The organism is Synechococcus sp. CC9902 (assembly GCF_000012505.1).
GTDB lineage: Bacteria > Cyanobacteriota > Cyanobacteriia > PCC-6307 > Cyanobiaceae > Parasynechococcus.
Window position 1 is genome coordinate 281695 of sequence record NC_007513.1, and the last position, 16420, is coordinate 298114.

At 56.4% G+C, this 16420-nt stretch carries 18 protein-coding genes; 11 read left to right on the forward strand and 7 right to left on the reverse strand.

The window, feature by feature from the left end:
* The first annotated feature begins 4 nt into the window (after nucleotides 1-4).
* On the forward strand, nucleotides 5-760 hold the full coding sequence (locus SYNCC9902_RS01285) for an adenosylcobinamide-GDP ribazoletransferase (protein WP_011359101.1): 756 nt from the start codon (nucleotides 5-7) through the stop codon (nucleotides 758-760).
* On the opposite strand, the gene SYNCC9902_RS01290 is transcribed toward SYNCC9902_RS01285, so the two are convergent.
* Nucleotides 720-1844 carry a sensor histidine kinase gene (locus SYNCC9902_RS01290; protein ID WP_011359102.1) on the reverse strand — a complete coding sequence of 375 codons (1125 nt, stop codon included), beginning with the start codon at nucleotides 1842-1844 and terminating at the stop codon, nucleotides 720-722. The two genes, SYNCC9902_RS01285 and SYNCC9902_RS01290, sit on opposite strands and share 41 nt — an antisense overlap.
* Nucleotides 1845-2235: 391 nt before the next feature.
* Here SYNCC9902_RS01290 and SYNCC9902_RS01300 point away from each other — a divergent pair, with 391 nt between their 5' ends.
* A complete protein-coding gene (locus SYNCC9902_RS01300) occupies nucleotides 2236-2604 on the forward strand; it encodes a DUF3155 domain-containing protein (RefSeq protein ID WP_011359103.1) in 369 nt (122 codons plus the stop codon).
* On the opposite strand, the gene SYNCC9902_RS01305 is transcribed toward SYNCC9902_RS01300, so the two are convergent.
* The gene (locus SYNCC9902_RS01305) at nucleotides 2605-3174 is read right to left on the reverse strand and encodes an alpha/beta hydrolase (RefSeq protein WP_011359104.1); all 570 of its coding nucleotides are present in this window, start codon (nucleotides 3172-3174) and stop codon (nucleotides 2605-2607) included.
* Nucleotides 3175-3230: 56 nt separating this feature from the next.
* Here SYNCC9902_RS01305 and purH point away from each other — a divergent pair, with 56 nt between their 5' ends.
* Together purH and SYNCC9902_RS01315 are read left to right on the forward strand one after the other, a co-directional pair.
* The gene (purH, locus tag SYNCC9902_RS01310; RefSeq protein ID WP_011359105.1) at nucleotides 3231-4793 is read left to right on the forward strand and encodes a bifunctional phosphoribosylaminoimidazolecarboxamide formyltransferase/IMP cyclohydrolase; all 1563 of its coding nucleotides are present in this window, start codon (nucleotides 3231-3233) and stop codon (nucleotides 4791-4793) included.
* Between the two features lie 53 nt (nucleotides 4794-4846).
* On the forward strand, nucleotides 4847-5305 hold the full coding sequence (locus tag SYNCC9902_RS01315; RefSeq protein WP_011359106.1) for a DUF4079 domain-containing protein: 459 nt from the start codon (nucleotides 4847-4849) through the stop codon (nucleotides 5303-5305).
* A gap of 32 nt (nucleotides 5306-5337) precedes the next feature.
* On the opposite strand, the gene SYNCC9902_RS01320 is transcribed toward SYNCC9902_RS01315, so the two are convergent.
* From SYNCC9902_RS01320 to sfsA, 4 genes are all read right to left on the reverse strand, one after another.
* Nucleotides 5338-5979 carry a DUF1997 domain-containing protein gene (locus SYNCC9902_RS01320; protein ID WP_011359107.1) on the reverse strand — a complete coding sequence of 214 codons (642 nt, stop codon included), beginning with the start codon at nucleotides 5977-5979 and terminating at the stop codon, nucleotides 5338-5340.
* A gap of 60 nt (nucleotides 5980-6039) precedes the next feature.
* Nucleotides 6040-7239, reverse strand: coding sequence for a 4-hydroxy-3-methylbut-2-enyl diphosphate reductase (locus SYNCC9902_RS01325; RefSeq protein WP_011359108.1), 1200 nt, complete (start codon nucleotides 7237-7239; stop codon nucleotides 6040-6042).
* Between the two features lie 102 nt (nucleotides 7240-7341).
* Complete coding sequence (locus tag SYNCC9902_RS01330; RefSeq protein WP_011359109.1) at nucleotides 7342-8811, reverse strand: ammonium transporter; 1470 nt, start codon at nucleotides 8809-8811, stop codon at nucleotides 7342-7344.
* Nucleotides 8812-8906: 95 nt separating this feature from the next.
* On the reverse strand, nucleotides 8907-9680 hold the full coding sequence (gene sfsA / locus SYNCC9902_RS01335; RefSeq protein ID WP_041424740.1) for a DNA/RNA nuclease SfsA: 774 nt from the start codon (nucleotides 9678-9680) through the stop codon (nucleotides 8907-8909).
* 67 nt (nucleotides 9681-9747) lie between these two features.
* Between sfsA and murJ the strand changes: the two genes are divergently transcribed.
* A complete protein-coding gene (gene murJ, locus SYNCC9902_RS01340; protein WP_011359111.1) occupies nucleotides 9748-11355 on the forward strand; it encodes a murein biosynthesis integral membrane protein MurJ in 1608 nt (535 codons plus the stop codon).
* A 4-nt stretch (nucleotides 11356-11359) separates the two neighbouring features.
* Here murJ and SYNCC9902_RS12640 read toward each other — a convergent pair whose 3' ends face one another.
* The gene (locus tag SYNCC9902_RS12640) at nucleotides 11360-11497 is read right to left on the reverse strand and encodes a hypothetical protein (RefSeq protein WP_198001744.1); all 138 of its coding nucleotides are present in this window, start codon (nucleotides 11495-11497) and stop codon (nucleotides 11360-11362) included.
* On the opposite strand from SYNCC9902_RS12640, the gene SYNCC9902_RS01345 reads away from it, so the two are divergent.
* From SYNCC9902_RS01345 to SYNCC9902_RS01370, 6 genes are all read left to right on the forward strand, one after another.
* Nucleotides 11465-12655, forward strand: a complete 1191-nt coding sequence (locus tag SYNCC9902_RS01345) for a citrate synthase (protein WP_011359112.1) — start codon at nucleotides 11465-11467, stop codon at nucleotides 12653-12655. The two genes, SYNCC9902_RS12640 and SYNCC9902_RS01345, sit on opposite strands and share 33 nt — an antisense overlap.
* 27 nt (nucleotides 12656-12682) lie before the next feature.
* Nucleotides 12683-13801, forward strand: a complete 1119-nt coding sequence (gene nuoH / locus SYNCC9902_RS01350; protein ID WP_198001764.1) for an NADH-quinone oxidoreductase subunit NuoH — start codon at nucleotides 12683-12685, stop codon at nucleotides 13799-13801.
* A 73-nt stretch (nucleotides 13802-13874) separates the two neighbouring features.
* Nucleotides 13875-14507, forward strand: a complete 633-nt coding sequence (ndhI, locus tag SYNCC9902_RS01355; RefSeq protein ID WP_011359114.1) for an NAD(P)H-quinone oxidoreductase subunit I — start codon at nucleotides 13875-13877, stop codon at nucleotides 14505-14507.
* A complete protein-coding gene (locus SYNCC9902_RS01360; RefSeq protein WP_009788273.1) occupies nucleotides 14504-15106 on the forward strand; it encodes an NADH-quinone oxidoreductase subunit J in 603 nt (200 codons plus the stop codon). Before ndhI ends, SYNCC9902_RS01360 begins: the two co-directional genes overlap by 4 nt.
* A gap of 11 nt (nucleotides 15107-15117) precedes the next feature.
* Nucleotides 15118-15447: an NADH-quinone oxidoreductase subunit NuoK gene (gene nuoK, locus SYNCC9902_RS01365; protein ID WP_009788272.1), complete on the forward strand. Its 330-nt coding sequence runs from the start codon at nucleotides 15118-15120 to the stop codon at nucleotides 15445-15447.
* Nucleotides 15448-15465: 18 nt separating this feature from the next.
* Nucleotides 15466-16416 (forward strand): NAD(+) kinase, encoded by a 951-nt coding sequence (locus tag SYNCC9902_RS01370; protein ID WP_011359115.1) that lies wholly within the window; start codon nucleotides 15466-15468, stop codon nucleotides 16414-16416.
* Nucleotides 16417-16420: the final 4 nt, after the last annotated feature.

Here is a 16420-nt window from a genome sequence, read left to right on the forward strand (position 1 = left end):
TCGCATGAAGGCTGGGATCGTCAGGATTGTTTTCCCTTGGTTGTCGGATTTGGCGGGAGCCTGGATTTTTTATTCGGTGTTGCCGGCCTGGCCTTGGCCACGGCCTCGTTTTGAACGCATTGCCCGTTTTGCTCCATGGATTGGTCTGTGGATCGGGGTGCTGCAGGCCTTGCTGTGGTGGGGCCTGAGTGGACTGGGTTGGAGTGATGTCGCCTTGGCGCCAGTCGTGATGGCAGTGGGGATTTGGCTGGGGGGTGGTCTGCATCAAGACGGCTTGATGGATACCGCCGATGGCTTGGCTGCTGGGGCCGCGAGACGCCTTGAAGCCATGGAAGACAGCCGGGTGGGAGCAAGTGGTGCGTTGGCCTTAGCTGTTGTGTTGTTGCTTCAGCTCGCTGCCTTGTTCCAGCTCCAGGAACAAGCGCCTTTGGCTTTGCTCTTGGCGGGATTTTGGGGGCGCGTTTCGCCCCTATGGGCGATGGCACGATTCGACTATCTCCGCTCCGATGGCACGGCGGGTTTTCATCGGCGTTATGGACAACCGTTGTGGGATGTGGTGCCAACGGTGGTTGCTTGTTTGGCATTCGTTCCTTTTGTCGCTCCCCTGCCCCTGCTGATCGGTGCTCCGGTGGCCGTCGGCGTTGCAGAGCGTTTGGGACGACGTCTTGGCGGCCATACCGGCGATAGCTATGGCGCCGTGGTGGTGGTAAGTGAGGCGATCACGCTGTTGCTGCTGGCAGGGCTGGCTGCGGCCAACTGAGTTGAAATGCATTGCCCTGTGCCGGCAGGTTGGTTTGGATCCGCCATGGCTCAACGCTCAGGGTGAGATGGCCACCATTGCGCTCAGCCAAGGCTCGAGCCAGGGCCAATCCAAGGCCGGTGCCAGGTCGATCGCGGCTGCTGGTGCCCCGTTCGCCGCGGTGGAAAATCAGCTCTCGTTCTTCGCTTGAAATTGGCGGGCCGTCATCCCAAACGCAAAGACCATCGGGAAGTAACGCGAGGCCAATGGCACGTCCTGGCGGGCTGTAGCGGAAGGCGTTCTCGAGCAGGTTGGCAACGATCTCAGCTGTGCTGCCATCTCCAGCGGAGTGGGTGCTCCATGCAGGCCACTGCGAGGGGCCATGCCAGGGACGGCCCTGAAGGCTGGCTGTTGCGCTGGCCCGCTCGATGAGGGGAAGCAGGAGTTCCTTCAGGCTTTCCCGCTGTGGAGCAGCGCCAGGAGGGAGCAAGTAAGCCGTTGAAGGATCAGGACCATTCGGGAGGCTTTGTCGCCCTAGGTTTTCGAGCGCATCGATGTAACGCCCCAGTTGATGCTGCTCCGTCAGGATTCCATCGACGAGGGAGAGATGGGCGCTATCCGGTTCCAGGCGGCGCATCATCAGCTGGGCATAGGTGCGCAGAGCCGCTAGGGGGTTGCGGAGCTGATGCACCAGGGTTTTGAGCTGATTGCGTTGCTGGTGGAGCTCCTCCTGCAGCTGAATGCACTCCAGATCGCGTCCGAGGGCGTGGCTAATCGCTAAGGCGCATCGCCGCATCTCTTCTTCGAGGTCTGCGGTCCAGCTGAGGCCTGGCTCGAGTTCGACGCGCAGGGCACCAAGAATCAACCCAGCATCCTGAAGCGGGTACCAGCGGCGCTCTTCACTGGCTTGCCTGAGCTCTGGATCCACATCTGCGGCGGGTAAGGCACGGTTCGTTGACGACCATTGCTTGATCAGGATCAGCGGAGGTCCTTCTTGGCCTGGTGGCGCGCTTAGGTACAGCCCGAGGTGGGTAAAACCCATGAGCGACACCACAGGAGTCAGCTGCTGGTCTGCAAAGTCGAGGAACCGATCAGTTAGTTGCATGGGCTTCTGACGGTGAAGTGGGTCAGGCCCATCGCGCTGGCCGACTTGATAAATCTGAGAAAAGTCTTAAGATCTTGGTATCGACCGAGGCGCAGCTCGTCAAGAGCGAATGCCCGCCAACGCGCATAAAAGTTGCATTCTTGATGCAATCGCGGCTACAGCAGAGACAGATGAGTTCTCCGCTGGATATCCACTTTGGCATTGCTGAGGTGTTGGTGTCCTTTTGACGGTTGGGGCTTTGCCTCTCTGTCCTGATGCGGTCCACCCCCAGCGTCCGACGTTTTCCGTCGACCCACTTGCGGCGAAGAGATCGAAACAGTGATTTCACTTCTTTGATTTCCGGCTGCCATTGCGTCCATCCCTAAATCGTTCTCCTTGAGGGGATTTCTCTATGTCCAAGAAAAGAAAGCGCATTAGCCGTCGCAGGCTTGCTGGACAACGCGTTCTTGCGCATGTTCAAACGCATCATTTAGAGACTGGCGAATACAAACCTGTTACCGCCGCACGCCGTTATATCGCTGAAGGCGGTCTCGTACCACCTGCTCTGTTGAATGTGCGCCGTAATGAGCACACCACAGACCGTTTCTTCTGGGGTGAGAAAGGTTTGTTTAGTGCTCAGTACGCAGAAGAGAACCACTTTCTCTTCCCCTCTTTAAGAATTATCGTCGACTCTGTTGGTGAGGACACCCTGTTTGAGGGTCTGGATCTCACCTCCGATGACTGGGAGGAAATGGAGGAATATGAATACGCCTTCGTCTGATCAAGGCAACTTCAACATTGTTTGAAGTGTGACGTTTAACGGTTGCATCATCTCCAAAGGGATGGTGTGGCCGTTTTTGAATAGGAGGGCTTCGCAGCGCTCAGAATCAAGACGTCCCTTGATCAACTCGAGTGCACCGGGTGGCACAATTTCATCCTCACTCCCATGCATGGCGAGAACGGGGGGATGGTTGAGCGGTGGCTGCCAATCGGGATGAGGGTAGCCACTGCAACTAATGACGCCAGCGAGCGGGAGGCTGCAGCCGCAGCTCAGGGCCATCGCTCCACCTTGGGAAAAGCCAAATAAAACGGTGCGCTCGAGCGGAATGCCATCCCTTGAGAGGCCGAGTAAGCGAGTCGTGAGCTGTTGAACAGCGTTGGGGACTGCATCCCAGTCCGATGGAAAGAGTCCGTACCACTGGCGCCCCCCCGGTTGTGGATGTGGTTCTGGTGCTTCGAGGCAAACAATGTCCAGTGGCTCTGGGTGTTGGGCTGCTAACTGCTCGCCTAGGGGTTGTAGGTCAGCTGCTGTTGCGCCCCATCCATGCAGCAGCACAAGGCGTTGAGGCATCCGGATGTTTGGTCAACTCATGCGTAGGTTGGCTCAAGACTTAGTCATGTCGCCTGATGGCTCCTGTCGCTCTGCTGAGTGTGTCCGACAAATCTGGGCTTTTGCCGTTGGCCGAGGCTCTGCATCGAATCCATGGCTATCAATTGCTCTCCAGTGGTGGCACCGCCAAGGTGCTTGAGCAGGCTGGCCTTCCGGTAACCCGTGTTTCCGAGTACACCGGGGCCCCTGAGATTTTGGGTGGCCGCGTCAAAACGCTGCATCCCCGTGTTCACGGTGGAATTTTGGCCAAGCGTGGTGATGCGGCCCATCAGAACGACCTTGAACAACAGAACATCAACTTCATTGATGTGGTGGTCGTGAATCTGTATCCCTTCCGGGAAACAGTTGCCAAGGCTGATGTCACTTGGGATCAAGCGATTGAAAACATTGATATTGGTGGGCCCACCATGGTGCGCTCTGCCGCGAAAAATCATGCCGACGTTGCTGTTCTGACCAGTCCAGATCAGTACGACCGTTTGCTTGAAGCGATGGCTCAAGCCGGTGGTGAGGTGCCGGCGGCATTACGCCGTCAGCTTGCTCTTGAAGCCTTCCAGCACACTGCGGCCTACGACACCGCCATTAGCCGCTGGATGGACCAGGCGGTGGCCGCAGATGGATCCCCTTGGCTTGAGGCGGTTCCTCTGCGTCAAACCTTGCGCTACGGCGAGAACCCTCATCAGAAAGCCCGTTGGTATAGCCATGCCCAGCAGGGATGGGGCGGTGCGGTTCAACTGCAAGGCAAGGAACTGAGTACGAACAATCTGTTGGATCTCGAAGCTGCTCTCGCCATGGTTCGGGAGTTTGGCTACGGCTCTGATGGCGCTGAGCCGGCTGTTCAGCCAGCCGCGGTGGTGGTGAAACACACCAATCCCTGTGGTGTTGCCATCGGATCGGATGTGTCAACTGCACTCACGAGGGCCTTGGATGCTGATCGAGTCAGTGCCTTTGGGGGAATCGTCGCCATCAATGGCGTGGTGAGCGCCGCAGCGGCAGGGGAACTGAAAAGCTTGTTTTTGGAATGCGTCGTGGCGCCAAGCTTTTCTCCAGAAGCCAGAGAGATTCTTGCGGCCAAAGCGAATCTGCGTTTGCTGGAGCTCCAGCCTGCCGCGATCGATGCGGCGGGCCCCGACCACGTCCGCAGCATTCTTGGTGGATTGTTGGTTCAAGACCTAGACGATCAAGCGATCACACCAAGCGAGTGGACAGTGGCAAGTCAGCGGCCTCCCTCATCCCAGGAACAGCAGGATTTGGAGTTCGCTTGGCGATTGGTGCGTCACGTGCGTTCCAACGCCATCGTGGTCGCCTCCAAGGGGCAGAGCTTGGGCATAGGGGCCGGTCAAATGAACCGGGTTGGCTCGGCTCGCCTCGCGCTTGATGCGGCTGGGGATCAAGCCACAGGGGCTGTGCTGGCCAGTGATGGATTTTTCCCGTTTGACGACACCGTGCGTCTTGCGGCGAGCCACGGAATTACAGCTGTAATTCATCCAGGTGGCAGCTTGCGCGATGCGGATTCGATCAAGGCCTGTGACGAACTGGGGCTCGCAATGCTGTTAACAGGCCGTCGACACTTCCTTCATTGAGATGGGGGGGGTCCATGGACCCCTAGCCTCGCGGCAGAGCCGTTACACCTCCAATGCTGGCCACCCTTCCTTTCACGCTGAATTTCGCCCACCCATTGATGGAGTGGAGTTTGTTGGCAACCGGTGGTTGGGCGCTTTATCTCGGCATCAAGGTCAAACGAACTCGAACGGGAACTCCTGAGCAGCGCAAGCTTCTCGTGCCCAAGAAGTTTGCTCAGCGCCACTACCTCTGGGGAAGCATTTTGTTGGCGTTGATGACGCTGGGAACCCTGGGTGGCATGGCGGTCACGTATCTCAACAACGACAAGTTGTTTGTTGGCCCTCATCTCCTGGTCGGCTTAGGGATGACAGGAATGCTGGCGGTCGCGGCTTCGCTTTCCCCCCTGATGCAGCGGGGAAATGTGATTGCTCGCAAGGTCCACGTCGGCCTGAACATGGGAATGCTCACCCTGTTTCTTTGGCAGGCCTTCAGTGGCATGGAGATCGTCAACAAGATTTGGACGAGCCGTTAAACAACCTGGCCTTGGTTGAGTCCCCTCTCTAGTTAGAAGGCTGCTCGTCGTCGAGGCGGGCAGTCCAAGTCGTGGGACGCGTGGAAGTCTTCTTGCACTTTCCAGGTCAGCCGTCGCGAGATCTGACGCACGATCTGCTTGAGCAAATGGTCTCCGCTGGACTGGACAAGATTGTCCGGAAGCATGGTGATGACTTTTGGCAGACGAATCCAAACGGATAAATCAAGATCCCATTGAACCGACGTGCCGACTTGCCCCTTGGGATTGGGTTCATCACCACTCTCCTGCATGGGAATGAGGTGCATGCTTGCTTGAAAGTCGACGTCGTAGTGCTCCCTCAGGTCTTGCGCTTTGGGGGTTGATGGGATGGTTTCGATTCGATAAATGCCCTTGTGTTGGGGGAGGAGTCGTAAGGCAATGGTGGGTTCAACTTCAAACCCGAAGTTCCCAAATTTTCCGAGGGTGAGGTCATAGGACTGGGCGTCGATCGGATGCACTCGCATCGGAGCGGCACAGCGTTCGAACCAACCCTGATGGCGATCTAAGTACTCCTCGACTTGATCGCTTGCCAACATCATCTCCATCTGATCGGAGAACTGACTCCGGTAGCAGCGCACCTGAGGGTCATTTTCATGACGCAAATTAGCGGTGTCGGTGCGCGACAAGAGCAACAAAATCGGGAGTTGGCTGGTGCAAGACCAGGGAAAGATGAACCAATGTAAAGCTGATTGGCGTCAGTTTTCGCTGAGGCGCATCAACTTTTCGATCACAGCTTCCACGGCTCGATCTGGAGTGGATGCTCCAGACGTAATTCCTACGGTGACAGGCCCAGCTGGCAGAAAGACCTGATCGCGTTTCAAGTCCTCGGACAGAGGTTTGTGTTCAATTGAGTTGGTCGTTTCGTCGATCCTGTCGGGTGTATCGATGTGGAACGATCGGATGCCGCGACTGACGGCTATTTCCTGCAGATGGGTGGTGTTGGAAGAATTGAAGCCCCCAATTACCACCAACAGGTCTAAGGGCTCGTCAACGAGGGAGAACATGGCGTCTTGACGTTCTTGTGTGGCATCACAAATGGTGTTGTACGCCAAGAAATGCTCGTTCAGATCAGCGGGGCCGTACTTGCTCAGCATGGTGCGCTCGAACATTCGGCCGATTTCTTCGGTTTCACTCTTCAACATGGTGGTCTGGTTGGCGACACCGAGACGCTCCAGGTCTCGGTCTGGATCAAATCCTTCTGAACATGCTTTGGCGAAACGCTGCATGAATGCTTCTCGATCCCCTTTGCCAAGGATGTAATCAACGACGATCTGGGCTTCTTCGAGATCCAAAACCACAAGGTAGGTTCCGGCAAATGAGCTCGTCGCCAGGGTTTCTTCGTGTTTCACCTTGCCGTGGATCACGGAAGTGAAGGTGTGCTTTTTGTGTTTCTCCACGGTGTTCCATACCTTGGAGACCCATGGACAAGTGGTGTCCACGATGTGGCAACCCCTCTCATTGAGCAGTTGCATTTCCTGAACGGTGGCCCCGAAGGCGGGAAGAATCACAACGTCGCCGGATGTGACTCCTGAAAAATCCTTCACCCCCTCCTCAACCGGAATAAACAAAACGTCCATCTCGCGCAGATGATCGTTGACGGAGGGGTTGTGGATGATTTCGTTGGTGATCCACAACCGCTCGCTGGGGTAATGACGTCGCGTCTCGTAGGCCATCGCGACGGCACGTTCGACACCCCAGCAGAAGCCAAACGCTTCGGCTAGATGAACATTGAGGCGTCCATGCGTGAGCTTGTAGCCGTTATCGCGAATCGTGCCGATGAGCCCGCTTTGATAGGCCTGCTCAAGATTTTCGGCCACTTCTTCGGCTCGCCCGAACCCGCGCCGGTTGTATCGCTCTGAGTGGTGGAGGGAGCGCTTGAAGGCGTGGGTGTCCATGACGTGCGCTTTGATGTACTAACTCTATGGGGCCTGCGGAGGAAGCAGGGCATAAAAAAGCCCGGCCGGTGGGCCGGGCTGAAGGAAAGCGTCCTTGAGGACTTAATTCGTAGTGGAGAAACCGGCGTAGGCCTCCATTCCATGTTCGCCGATGTCGAGACCTTCGGTTTCTTCTTGTTCGGTGACACGAATGCCGCCGAAGAGTGCGCCGATGATTTTCCAAGCAACGAAGCAGGTCACCACGGTCCAGATGGCGTAAGCACCAGCGCCCAAGGCTTGGATGCCGAGCTGCTCAATTCCACCACCAACGAGAAGGCCGAGGGGGGAGCCGTCGCCCTGAACATCAAAGCCCCAAAGGCCGATCACAACGGTGCCCCATACGCCACAAACGCCGTGAACTGAGAAGGCACCAACAGGATCATCAATCCCTGCATTGTCGAGCGCCGAAACAGCGAACACCACGATGATGCCGCCTACCAATCCAGCCACCCAAGAGCCTGGAAGGGTGAGGTTGCCGCAACCGGCGGTCACGCTCACCAGTCCGGCCAAAATGCCGTTGATGATCATGGTGAGATCAGGCTTTTTGGAAGTGATCGTGGAGATCACCGTCGCGCCAATGGCGCCACCAGCTGCACCAAGAGTTGTGGTGACAGCGACGTAGGGCACCCACTGGTCCATCGCGAGTTGGGAGCCTGGGTTGAAGCCATACCAGCCAATCCAAAGGATCAGGCAACCAAGGGTGGCAATCGACATGTTGTGGCCAGGGATGGCCTGGGCCTTGCCGCCTACGTATTTACCGATGCGGGGGCCAAGCAGCATGGCGCCGACGAGACCAGCCCAGGCACCAACGGAGTGGACGATGGAAGAACCAGCGAAATCGATGAACTCTTTGTTGCCAACGCTGTTGAGCCAACCACCATTCCATTCCCAGCTGCCGGCAACTGGGTAGATGAAAGCGGTCAGTACGAGGGCGAAAATCACAAACTCGCCAAATTTGATTCGCTCAGCTACGAGGCCGGAAACGATGGTGGCAGCTGTGCCAGCAAAGGCGGCTTGGAAGAGGAAATCAACCGTTGGCACAAGGCCAGCTTCACTAATGGTTTCAGCAGTAACGGCTGGATCGAAGAAAAATCCTGCGAAGTACAGCCAGCCGTCGATCGCAGCATCGCCATACATGAAGGAGTAGCCAACAAACCAATAGGCGGTCACCGCGAGGGCAAACACGAAGAGGTTTTTGGCAAGAATATTGACGGCGTTTTTCTGACGGCACATGCCGGCTTCGACCATGGCGAAGCCGGCATTCATGAAGATCACCAGGATCGTGGCGACCAGCAGCCAAAGGTTGTTGGCAAGGAAAGCGGCTGATAGCTCGGGAAGCTCTTCAGCCTTGGCCGACAACGTAAAGATGCCAAGACCAAGCAATGCCAGCGGTGCGCAAGCGAGCCAGATGGCGGCGCGGTTGGAGCTGAATCCCCTGATGCTGTTGAGCAGCAACATGGGGCCGTTTAAAAGACTTGCTTCTTGAAGCGTTTTACGCCTTCGCAACGGTGGCGATTGATAGGCAGTTGTCATGAGCGAGAGAGCAGAACTGCAAAAAACGCGTGAGGATGTATCCCCACGAACTTGTACAAGTTGTCGCCTGCCTTTGCCATCAAATGTTTCTATTGCTACAGATTTTGAAATTTCTTGAGCGGACGTAACCCTTGCCAGCTGATTTCGTTGGATTGGTAACGAAAACAGCATGGAAGAACTTCAACGCCTGCCTCTAATGCGTCGCGAAATAGCGACCCGTAGCGCGGGTCTGCTTCGTCGCCCGGAGCGAAATCCATAACATCAGGACGACTCAGGCAAGGAACTAAAACGGCTCGTGCCTCTGGAAGCACGCCCATTAATTCAATTAGATGCTTCTGCCCTCGCTCCGTCACGGTGTCTGGGAACAGTGCCGTGGTTCCGTCGGTCCAGGTTGTGTTTTTCACTTCGAGGTAAATCAAGCGCTGATCGGGATTGCTCTCCCCTGGAGTCAGCAATAAGTCAATGCGGCTTCGACGGTTTGTTCCATAGGCGACCTCAGCACGAATGTTGCTGATGGCTCCCAACTGCTCCGATAGGCATCCAGCTTCGATGGTGGCTCGAATGAGTCGATTCGGAAGGGCTGTATTAATGCCTGCCCAGCACGGCTGACCATCAGCACCAGGGACTTCTGCTTGCTCCCAGGTCCAGGCCAGTTTTCGTTTGGGTGAAGGCGCATGCCGCAGGCGAACCCGTTGGCCTGGGATCAGAACACCTGTCATCGGGCCTGTATTGGCACAGTGCGCTGTGACGACCTCTCCATTGCTGAGCTCAATATCTGCCAGAAAACGTTTGTATCGCTTGATGAGGACGCCCTCTTGCAGCGGTTCAAACTCCAGCAAGGGCATGTCCAGGGGGGGAAGGCCGGTCATGGCGCTAGCCGATGGCTCCCCATGCTGACCCGCTGTGCCCCCACAATGCGGCCATCGCTAGAGCCCCATGGCACGTTCACTGAAGGGCATTGCAGTGGTTGTCACCCTTGGCACCCTGCTTAGCAAGATCGGTGGGTTGGCCAGGCAGCTTGTGATTGCAGCCGCTTTTGGGGTGGGTGCTGCCTACGACGCTTACAACTACGCCTACGTCTTGCCGGGCTTTTTGTTGATCCTCCTAGGGGGCATCAATGGGCCGTTTCATAGCGCCATGGTGAGTGTTCTTAGTCGGCGACCACGGGAGGAGGGGGCCCACATTCTTGCTGCGCTGAACACCACCGTTAGTGCTCTGCTTCTTGTGGTCACTGTGTTGTTGGTGCTCGCAGCGGATCCGTTGATCTCGTTGGTCGGCCCCGGACTGAATCCGCAATTGCATGCGATTGCGGTGGTGCAGTTGCAAGTCATGGCACCGATGGCGCTCTTGGCCGGGCTGATTGGCCTTGGTTTTGGTTCGCTCAATGCCGCCGATGAGTTTTGGATCCCGGCGATTTCGCCGCTGATGTCGAGCCTTGCGCTGATGGTTGGTGTTGGCCTCCTCTGGTGGCAACTCGGAGGAGAGATCGGTGCACCGTCCTCCGCCATGGTTGGTGGTCTTGTGTTGGCTGCTGCAACGCTGGTAGGAGCCCTCGCGCAATGGCTCATCCAGCTGCCGGCGTTGATGCGGCAAGGATTGGCTCGGTTCAAGTTGGTGTGGGACTGGACCCATCCGGGCGTTCGTGAGGTTTGGCGGGTCATGGGGCCTGCAACGTTGTCGTCTGGGATGTTGCAAATCAATGTGTTCACCGATCTTTTCTTTGCCTCAGGCATCGTTGGTGCGGCCGCGGGTCTCGGTTACGCGAACCTGCTGGTGCAGACACCACTTGGCTTGATCTCCAACGCGTTGTTGGTGCCCTTGCTGCCCACATTTGCGCGCTTGACTGCTCCAAAGGATCAGCCTCAGTTGCTGGCCCGTATTCGACAGGGGTTGATGCTTTCGACCGCTTCGATGGTCCCGATCGCAGCGTTGTTCATCGCTCTGGGTACTCCAATCGTGGCCTTGGTGTACGAACGCGGCGCGTTTGATTCAGCCGCCGCACAATTGGTGGCGGCATTGCTGATGGCCTACGGCCTTGGGATGCCCGCCTATCTCGGGCGCGATGTTTTGGTTCGAGTGTTCTATGCCCTTGGAGATGGCACAACACCATTTCGCCTGTCTTTGGCGGGAATCGGTCTCAATGTGATTTTTGATTGGCTGTTGGTGGGAGGGCCTACTCCATGGGGGAATCAGTCGCCCTTCAATTTCGGCGCCTCAGGCTTGGTGCTGGCCACCGTTGCCATCAACGTTCTGACCTGCTTGGCGTTGTTGCTCGTGCTCAAACGCCGCATGCCAGCGATGACGCTGATCCCTTGGGGACTGGATACGACGCGTTTGCTTTTGGCGGGGGCTCTGACCGGTTGCATCGTTTGGGGGCTGTCCCTTTGGGTGGACTGGCCCTTGGGCTGGTTTGGTTTGCTGGCACGCGTCGGGATACCAAGCCTGTTGGGTTTGGCCTTCTTTGGCCTGATCGGTTCGGCGTTAGGGGTTGCCGAGGTCCGGGAGATCGGAACGATGGTGCTCCGTCGCATGCGATTGCGTTGAGCTCTCAGTTTGGATCTGGCCTGTGGGTTAGGCCATTGGGGGGATGGGTCTCGACAGATTCAGGGCCTTCGATCTCTCCGCTTAAGTTGCCTGTAGTGGCATCGAGGCGTTGGCTCAGCAGCAAGGTGGCGACCTTCGTCATGCGCGGACTGGAATCGAATTGAGGCCTGGTTTGGATGGCGTGCCCGCCACCAAGTCTGCGATTTGCGATATCGATGGTGATCAGGGGCTTCTCACCTACCGCGGCTATCCGATGGAGGATTTGGCCGTTAACAGCAGTTTTTTAGAGACGGCGTACTTACTCATTTGGGGTGAGTTGCCCACCGATGACCAGCTTCAAGCCTTTGAGCATGAAGTTCAAATGCATCGAAGAGTGAGCTTCCGGGTGCGAGACATGATGAAGTGCTTCCCGGCCAGTGGTCATCCCATGGATGCCTTGCAGTCCAGTGCTGCATCCCTGGGGCTGTTTTATTCCAGGCGGGCCATCGATGACCCCGGATACATCTACAAAGCTGTTGTTCGGTTAATCGCCAAAATCCCGACGATGGTGGCGGCGTTTCAGTTGATTCGCAAGGGTCAGGATCCGATTCAGCCTCGCGATGATTTGGCCTATTCGGCCAATTTTCTCTACATGCTCACCGAGCGTGAGCCTGACCCTCGCGCGGCACGGATTTTTGATCGGTGCTTGATGCTCCATGCGGAGCACAGCTTGAATGCCAGCACGTTTAGTGCTCGGGTGACTGCCAGTACCCTCACTGATCCTTATGCGGTGATTGCATCTGCCGTTGGCACCTTGGCGGGTCCATTGCACGGTGGAGCGAATGAGGATGTGTTGGCCATGCTCGAGGAGGTGGGCTCCCCCGCGCAGGCTGGCGCTTTCCTTGATGAGGCAATTGCTGCCAAGCGCAAGATCATGGGCTTTGGTCACCGCGAATACAAGGTGAAAGATCCTCGGGCGGTGATCCTTCAGTCGCTTGTGGAGGAAATGTTTAACGACTTCGGCCACGACGACTTGTACGACGTTGCACGAGCGATTGAACATGAAGCGATGGCTCGCCTGGGGCCTAAGGGCATTTACCCAAATGTGGATTTCTATTCCGGTTTGGTGTACCGAAAACTCGGTATTCCGCGCGATCTATTCACGCCCGTGTTTGCGATCGCTCGTGTGGCTGGTTGGCTTGCTCATTGGCGAGAACAACTGGGAGCGAACCGCATATTTCGCCCATCACAGATCTATTCAGGAGCTCAACCGCGTCGTTGGACTCCGATGGAGAAGCGAGCTGTGTCTACGGCCGATTAAGTTGATGAGACTTCAGTCGACACCATGGTGAGCCCAGGACTGGACCTGGAACTGAGTTTTAGCCAAGCAATGCAGGGTTTTGGCCTCTCCCCAGAGGTGGCTCGGTTGCTCTGGTTGCCCCTGCCAATGCTGCTCGTCCTTGTGGCGGCGGTTGTTGGTGTGTTGGTGTCGGTGTGGCTGGAACGAAAGATTTCTGCTGCCGTTCAGCAGCGTGTTGGTCCTGAATATGCCGGCGCTCTTGGCGTTCTTCAGCCTTTGGCCGATGGCCTGAAGCTGCTCGTCAAGGAAGACATCATTCCTGCGCGAGCCGACAGTATTTTGTTCACTCTTGGTCCGATCCTCGTGGTCGTTCCGGTGATCGTGTCCTGGCTGATTATTCCTTTCGGTCAGAACCTTCTAATCAGCAACGTTGGTGTTGGGATCTTTCTTTGGATCGCCTTCAGCAGTGTGCAGCCGATTGGTCTATTGATGAGTGGGTATGCCTCCAATAACAAGTATTCGCTCTTAGGGGGGCTGCGCGCTGCAGCGCAGTCGATCAGCTACGAAATCCCTCTGGCCTTGGCTGTGCTGGCCATCGTGATGATGAGCAATTCCCTCAGCACGGTCGACATCGTCAACCAGCAAACCGGAGCCGGCATTCTGAGTTGGAATATTTGGCGTCAACCCGTTGGTTTTCTGATCTTTTGGATCTGTGCCTTAGCCGAATGTGAGCGTCTTCCCTTTGATCTTCCGGAGGCAGAGGAAGAGCTTGTAGCGGGCTACCAAACCGAATACGCCGGGATGAAGTTTGCCCTGTTTTACCTGGCGGGCTACATCAACTTGGTGCTCTCGGCCGTCTTGGTATCGGTGCTTTATCTGGGAGGTTGGGGTTTCCCAATCCCTGTGGAGTGGTTGGCGGACTGGCTCCATCAACCCATTGATGCCCCTGTTGTTCAGGTGATCACAGGATCTGTTGGCATCATGATGACGATCCTGAAGGCCTACCTCCTGGTTTTCATTGCGATCCTGCTCCGGTGGACCACGCCTCGGGTTCGGATCGACCAGCTGCTGGACCTGGGCTGGAAGTTCCTGCTTCCACTTGCGCTTGTGAATCTGCTGGTTACGGCAGCTCTCAAGTTGGCTTTCCCTGTGGCATTCGGCGGCTGAATCCGCCTTCTATGCCTCGACTCCGCCATCATGGGGTTGAGGACTGTTTTCACACTTCCCCTGGTTCCTGTCGATGTTCGGATTCCTCAAACAGGTTGGTGACTACACCCGGGATGCTGTGGATGCAGCCCGGAATCTGGCGCAGGGATTTGCGGTCACCTTCGACCACATGCAGCGCCGTCCCGTCACGGTGCAATATCCCTACGAAAAGCTCATCCCTTCAGAGCGTTACAGGGGCAGGATTCACTACGAGTTCGATAAATGCATTGCCTGTGAAGTGTGTGTAAGGGTTTGCCCGATCAACCTTCCTGTGGTCGATTGGGTGATGAATAAAGCAACGAAAAAGAAAGAATTAAGGAATTACTCCATCGACTTTGGTGTTTGCATTTTTTGTGGAAATTGTGTCGAGTACTGCCCGACCAATTGCTTGTCGATGACTGAAGAATATGAGTTGGCAGCCTTCGATCGCCACAGTCTCAACTACGACAACGTTGCGCTTGGTCGTTTGCCCACGAGCGTGACGACCGACCCATCGGTTCAGCCTTTGCGGGAGCTTGTGTACCTGCCCGCTGGGGAAATGGATCCCCACACTGTTTCAGCTGATCGTCCCCGTGCTGGCAAGCTTCCGGCTGAAGTGTTGGAAACCCTTGCTCCAGTTAAGGATGAGGGACAATCCTCCAAGGCTGTCTTGAAGGAGGACGCATGACTATTGCGACAAGCACGGAACTGATTTGTTTTCTAGTGCTGTCCGCTGTCGTCGTGACCGGCGCGCTTGGTGTTGTCCTTCTCAGCAACATTGTTTATTCAGCCTTCCTCCTTGGTGGAGTGTTTATGGCAGTGGCTGGTCTTTATCTGCTTTTGAACGCCAGCTTCGTTGCGGCGGCACAAGTGATGATCTACGTCGGGGCTATCAACGTTTTGATCTTGTTCGCGATCATGCTCGTGAACAAGCGGGAAGATCTCAAAGCGATCGCCAACCTCACCACCCGTCGGATTGTGTCGGGTGGAGTTTGTTTAGGACTTCTAGCTCTCTTAGTGCGCGTGGTGGTCACGACACCCTGGTCCCTGCCTGGACCAGCTGCGGTGGGGGAAGAAGCCACTGCGCGCATTGGTGAACACCTCTTCACGGATTACTTGCTCCCGTTTGAGTTGGCGTCTGTGCTGTTGCTCATGGCCATGATTGGAGCCATTGTTTTGGCCCGTCGTGATGTGTTGGCGAACGACGTGGTCACTGGTGAAGCGGCCGATCAGGGCTTGATCGAAAAAGCACGAACTCCCCTCCTCCTAGAGCGGCGCTCCTCTTGATTGCCATACCCATGAACGATCTTCTTTCCACACTTCCTTCTCTTCAGGCCTACCTCTTGGTGGCGGCGATGCTGTTTTGCATCGGTGTTTGGGGGTTAATTAACAGCCGAAACGCCGTGAGGGTGTTGATGAGCATTGAGCTCATGCTCAATGGGGTGAACATCAATTTGATGGCGTTCTCCTCCTATGTCGATGGTGATCTCATCCGCGGCCAGGTGTTTGCGGTTTTTGTGATCACTGTTGCAGCTGCAGAGGCTGCCGTTGGTTTGGCCATCTTGCTGTCGCTTTACCGCAACCGAGTTACCGTCGATATGGAGCAGTTCAATCTGCTGCGCTGGTAGTTGCTCCCCTAAAGGGTCATGCGTCTCGACCGGGTCTGGGTGATCTATCGGGCTGACAGTCCACCGGCCCAACGTGAAGCCCGCCACTGTGCAAAACAGTTAGAGGCCTTAGGTGCCAAGGTCGTTTCGGCGATGTCTGGTCCCCGTGCCAATCCTTTCCCAGGGCTTCTCGCGGTAGAGGGGGAACTTCCCAATTTGGCGGTTGTATTAGGAGGGGACGGCACGGTTCTTGGTGCTGCCCGCCACCTAGCCGTCCACGACATTCCCCTCCTCAGCATCAATGTGGGTGGTCATCTTGGCTTCCTCACCCATGACCGACTGGTGTTGCAGGGGGCTGAGGTTTGGCAGCGTTTGCTCGACGATCAATTTGCGATTGAGCGGCGGATGATGTTGCAGGCGATGGTGGACCGTCGTTGTGCTGCGGAGCGTGCTGAGGGCCCGGCGCTGTTACAGCAGCCCGATGTTGAAGACGATGAGGAACACCATTGGGCTCTGAATGATTTCTATCTGCGGGCTTATCGCGATGAAATTTCTCCGACTTGCACGCTTGAGCTTGAGATTGATGGAGAGGTGGTGGATCAGGTGCGGGGCGATGGACTGATCCTGGCGACCCCAACAGGCTCGACGGGTTATGTGATGGCAGCTGGAGGACCGATCTTGCATCCAGGTATTGACGCCATCATTGTCACGCCGATTTGTCCGATGAGCCTCTCAAGCCGCACCGTGGTGGTGCCACCCCGTTCCAGGCTTGTGCTTTGGCCCTTAGGGGATGCAGGCCATCAAATCAAGCTTTGGAAAGACGGAGTGGGATGCACGGTTTTGCAACCGGGAGAGTGCTGTGTGGTTCAACAGGCACGCCATCACGCGCAGATGGTGTTACTGAATCAAAGTCCGTCGTATTACCGAACTTTGACCCACAAACTCCATTGGGCTGGAAGCCTGACGGCCAGTCAGCCTTCGCCCAATTAACGGA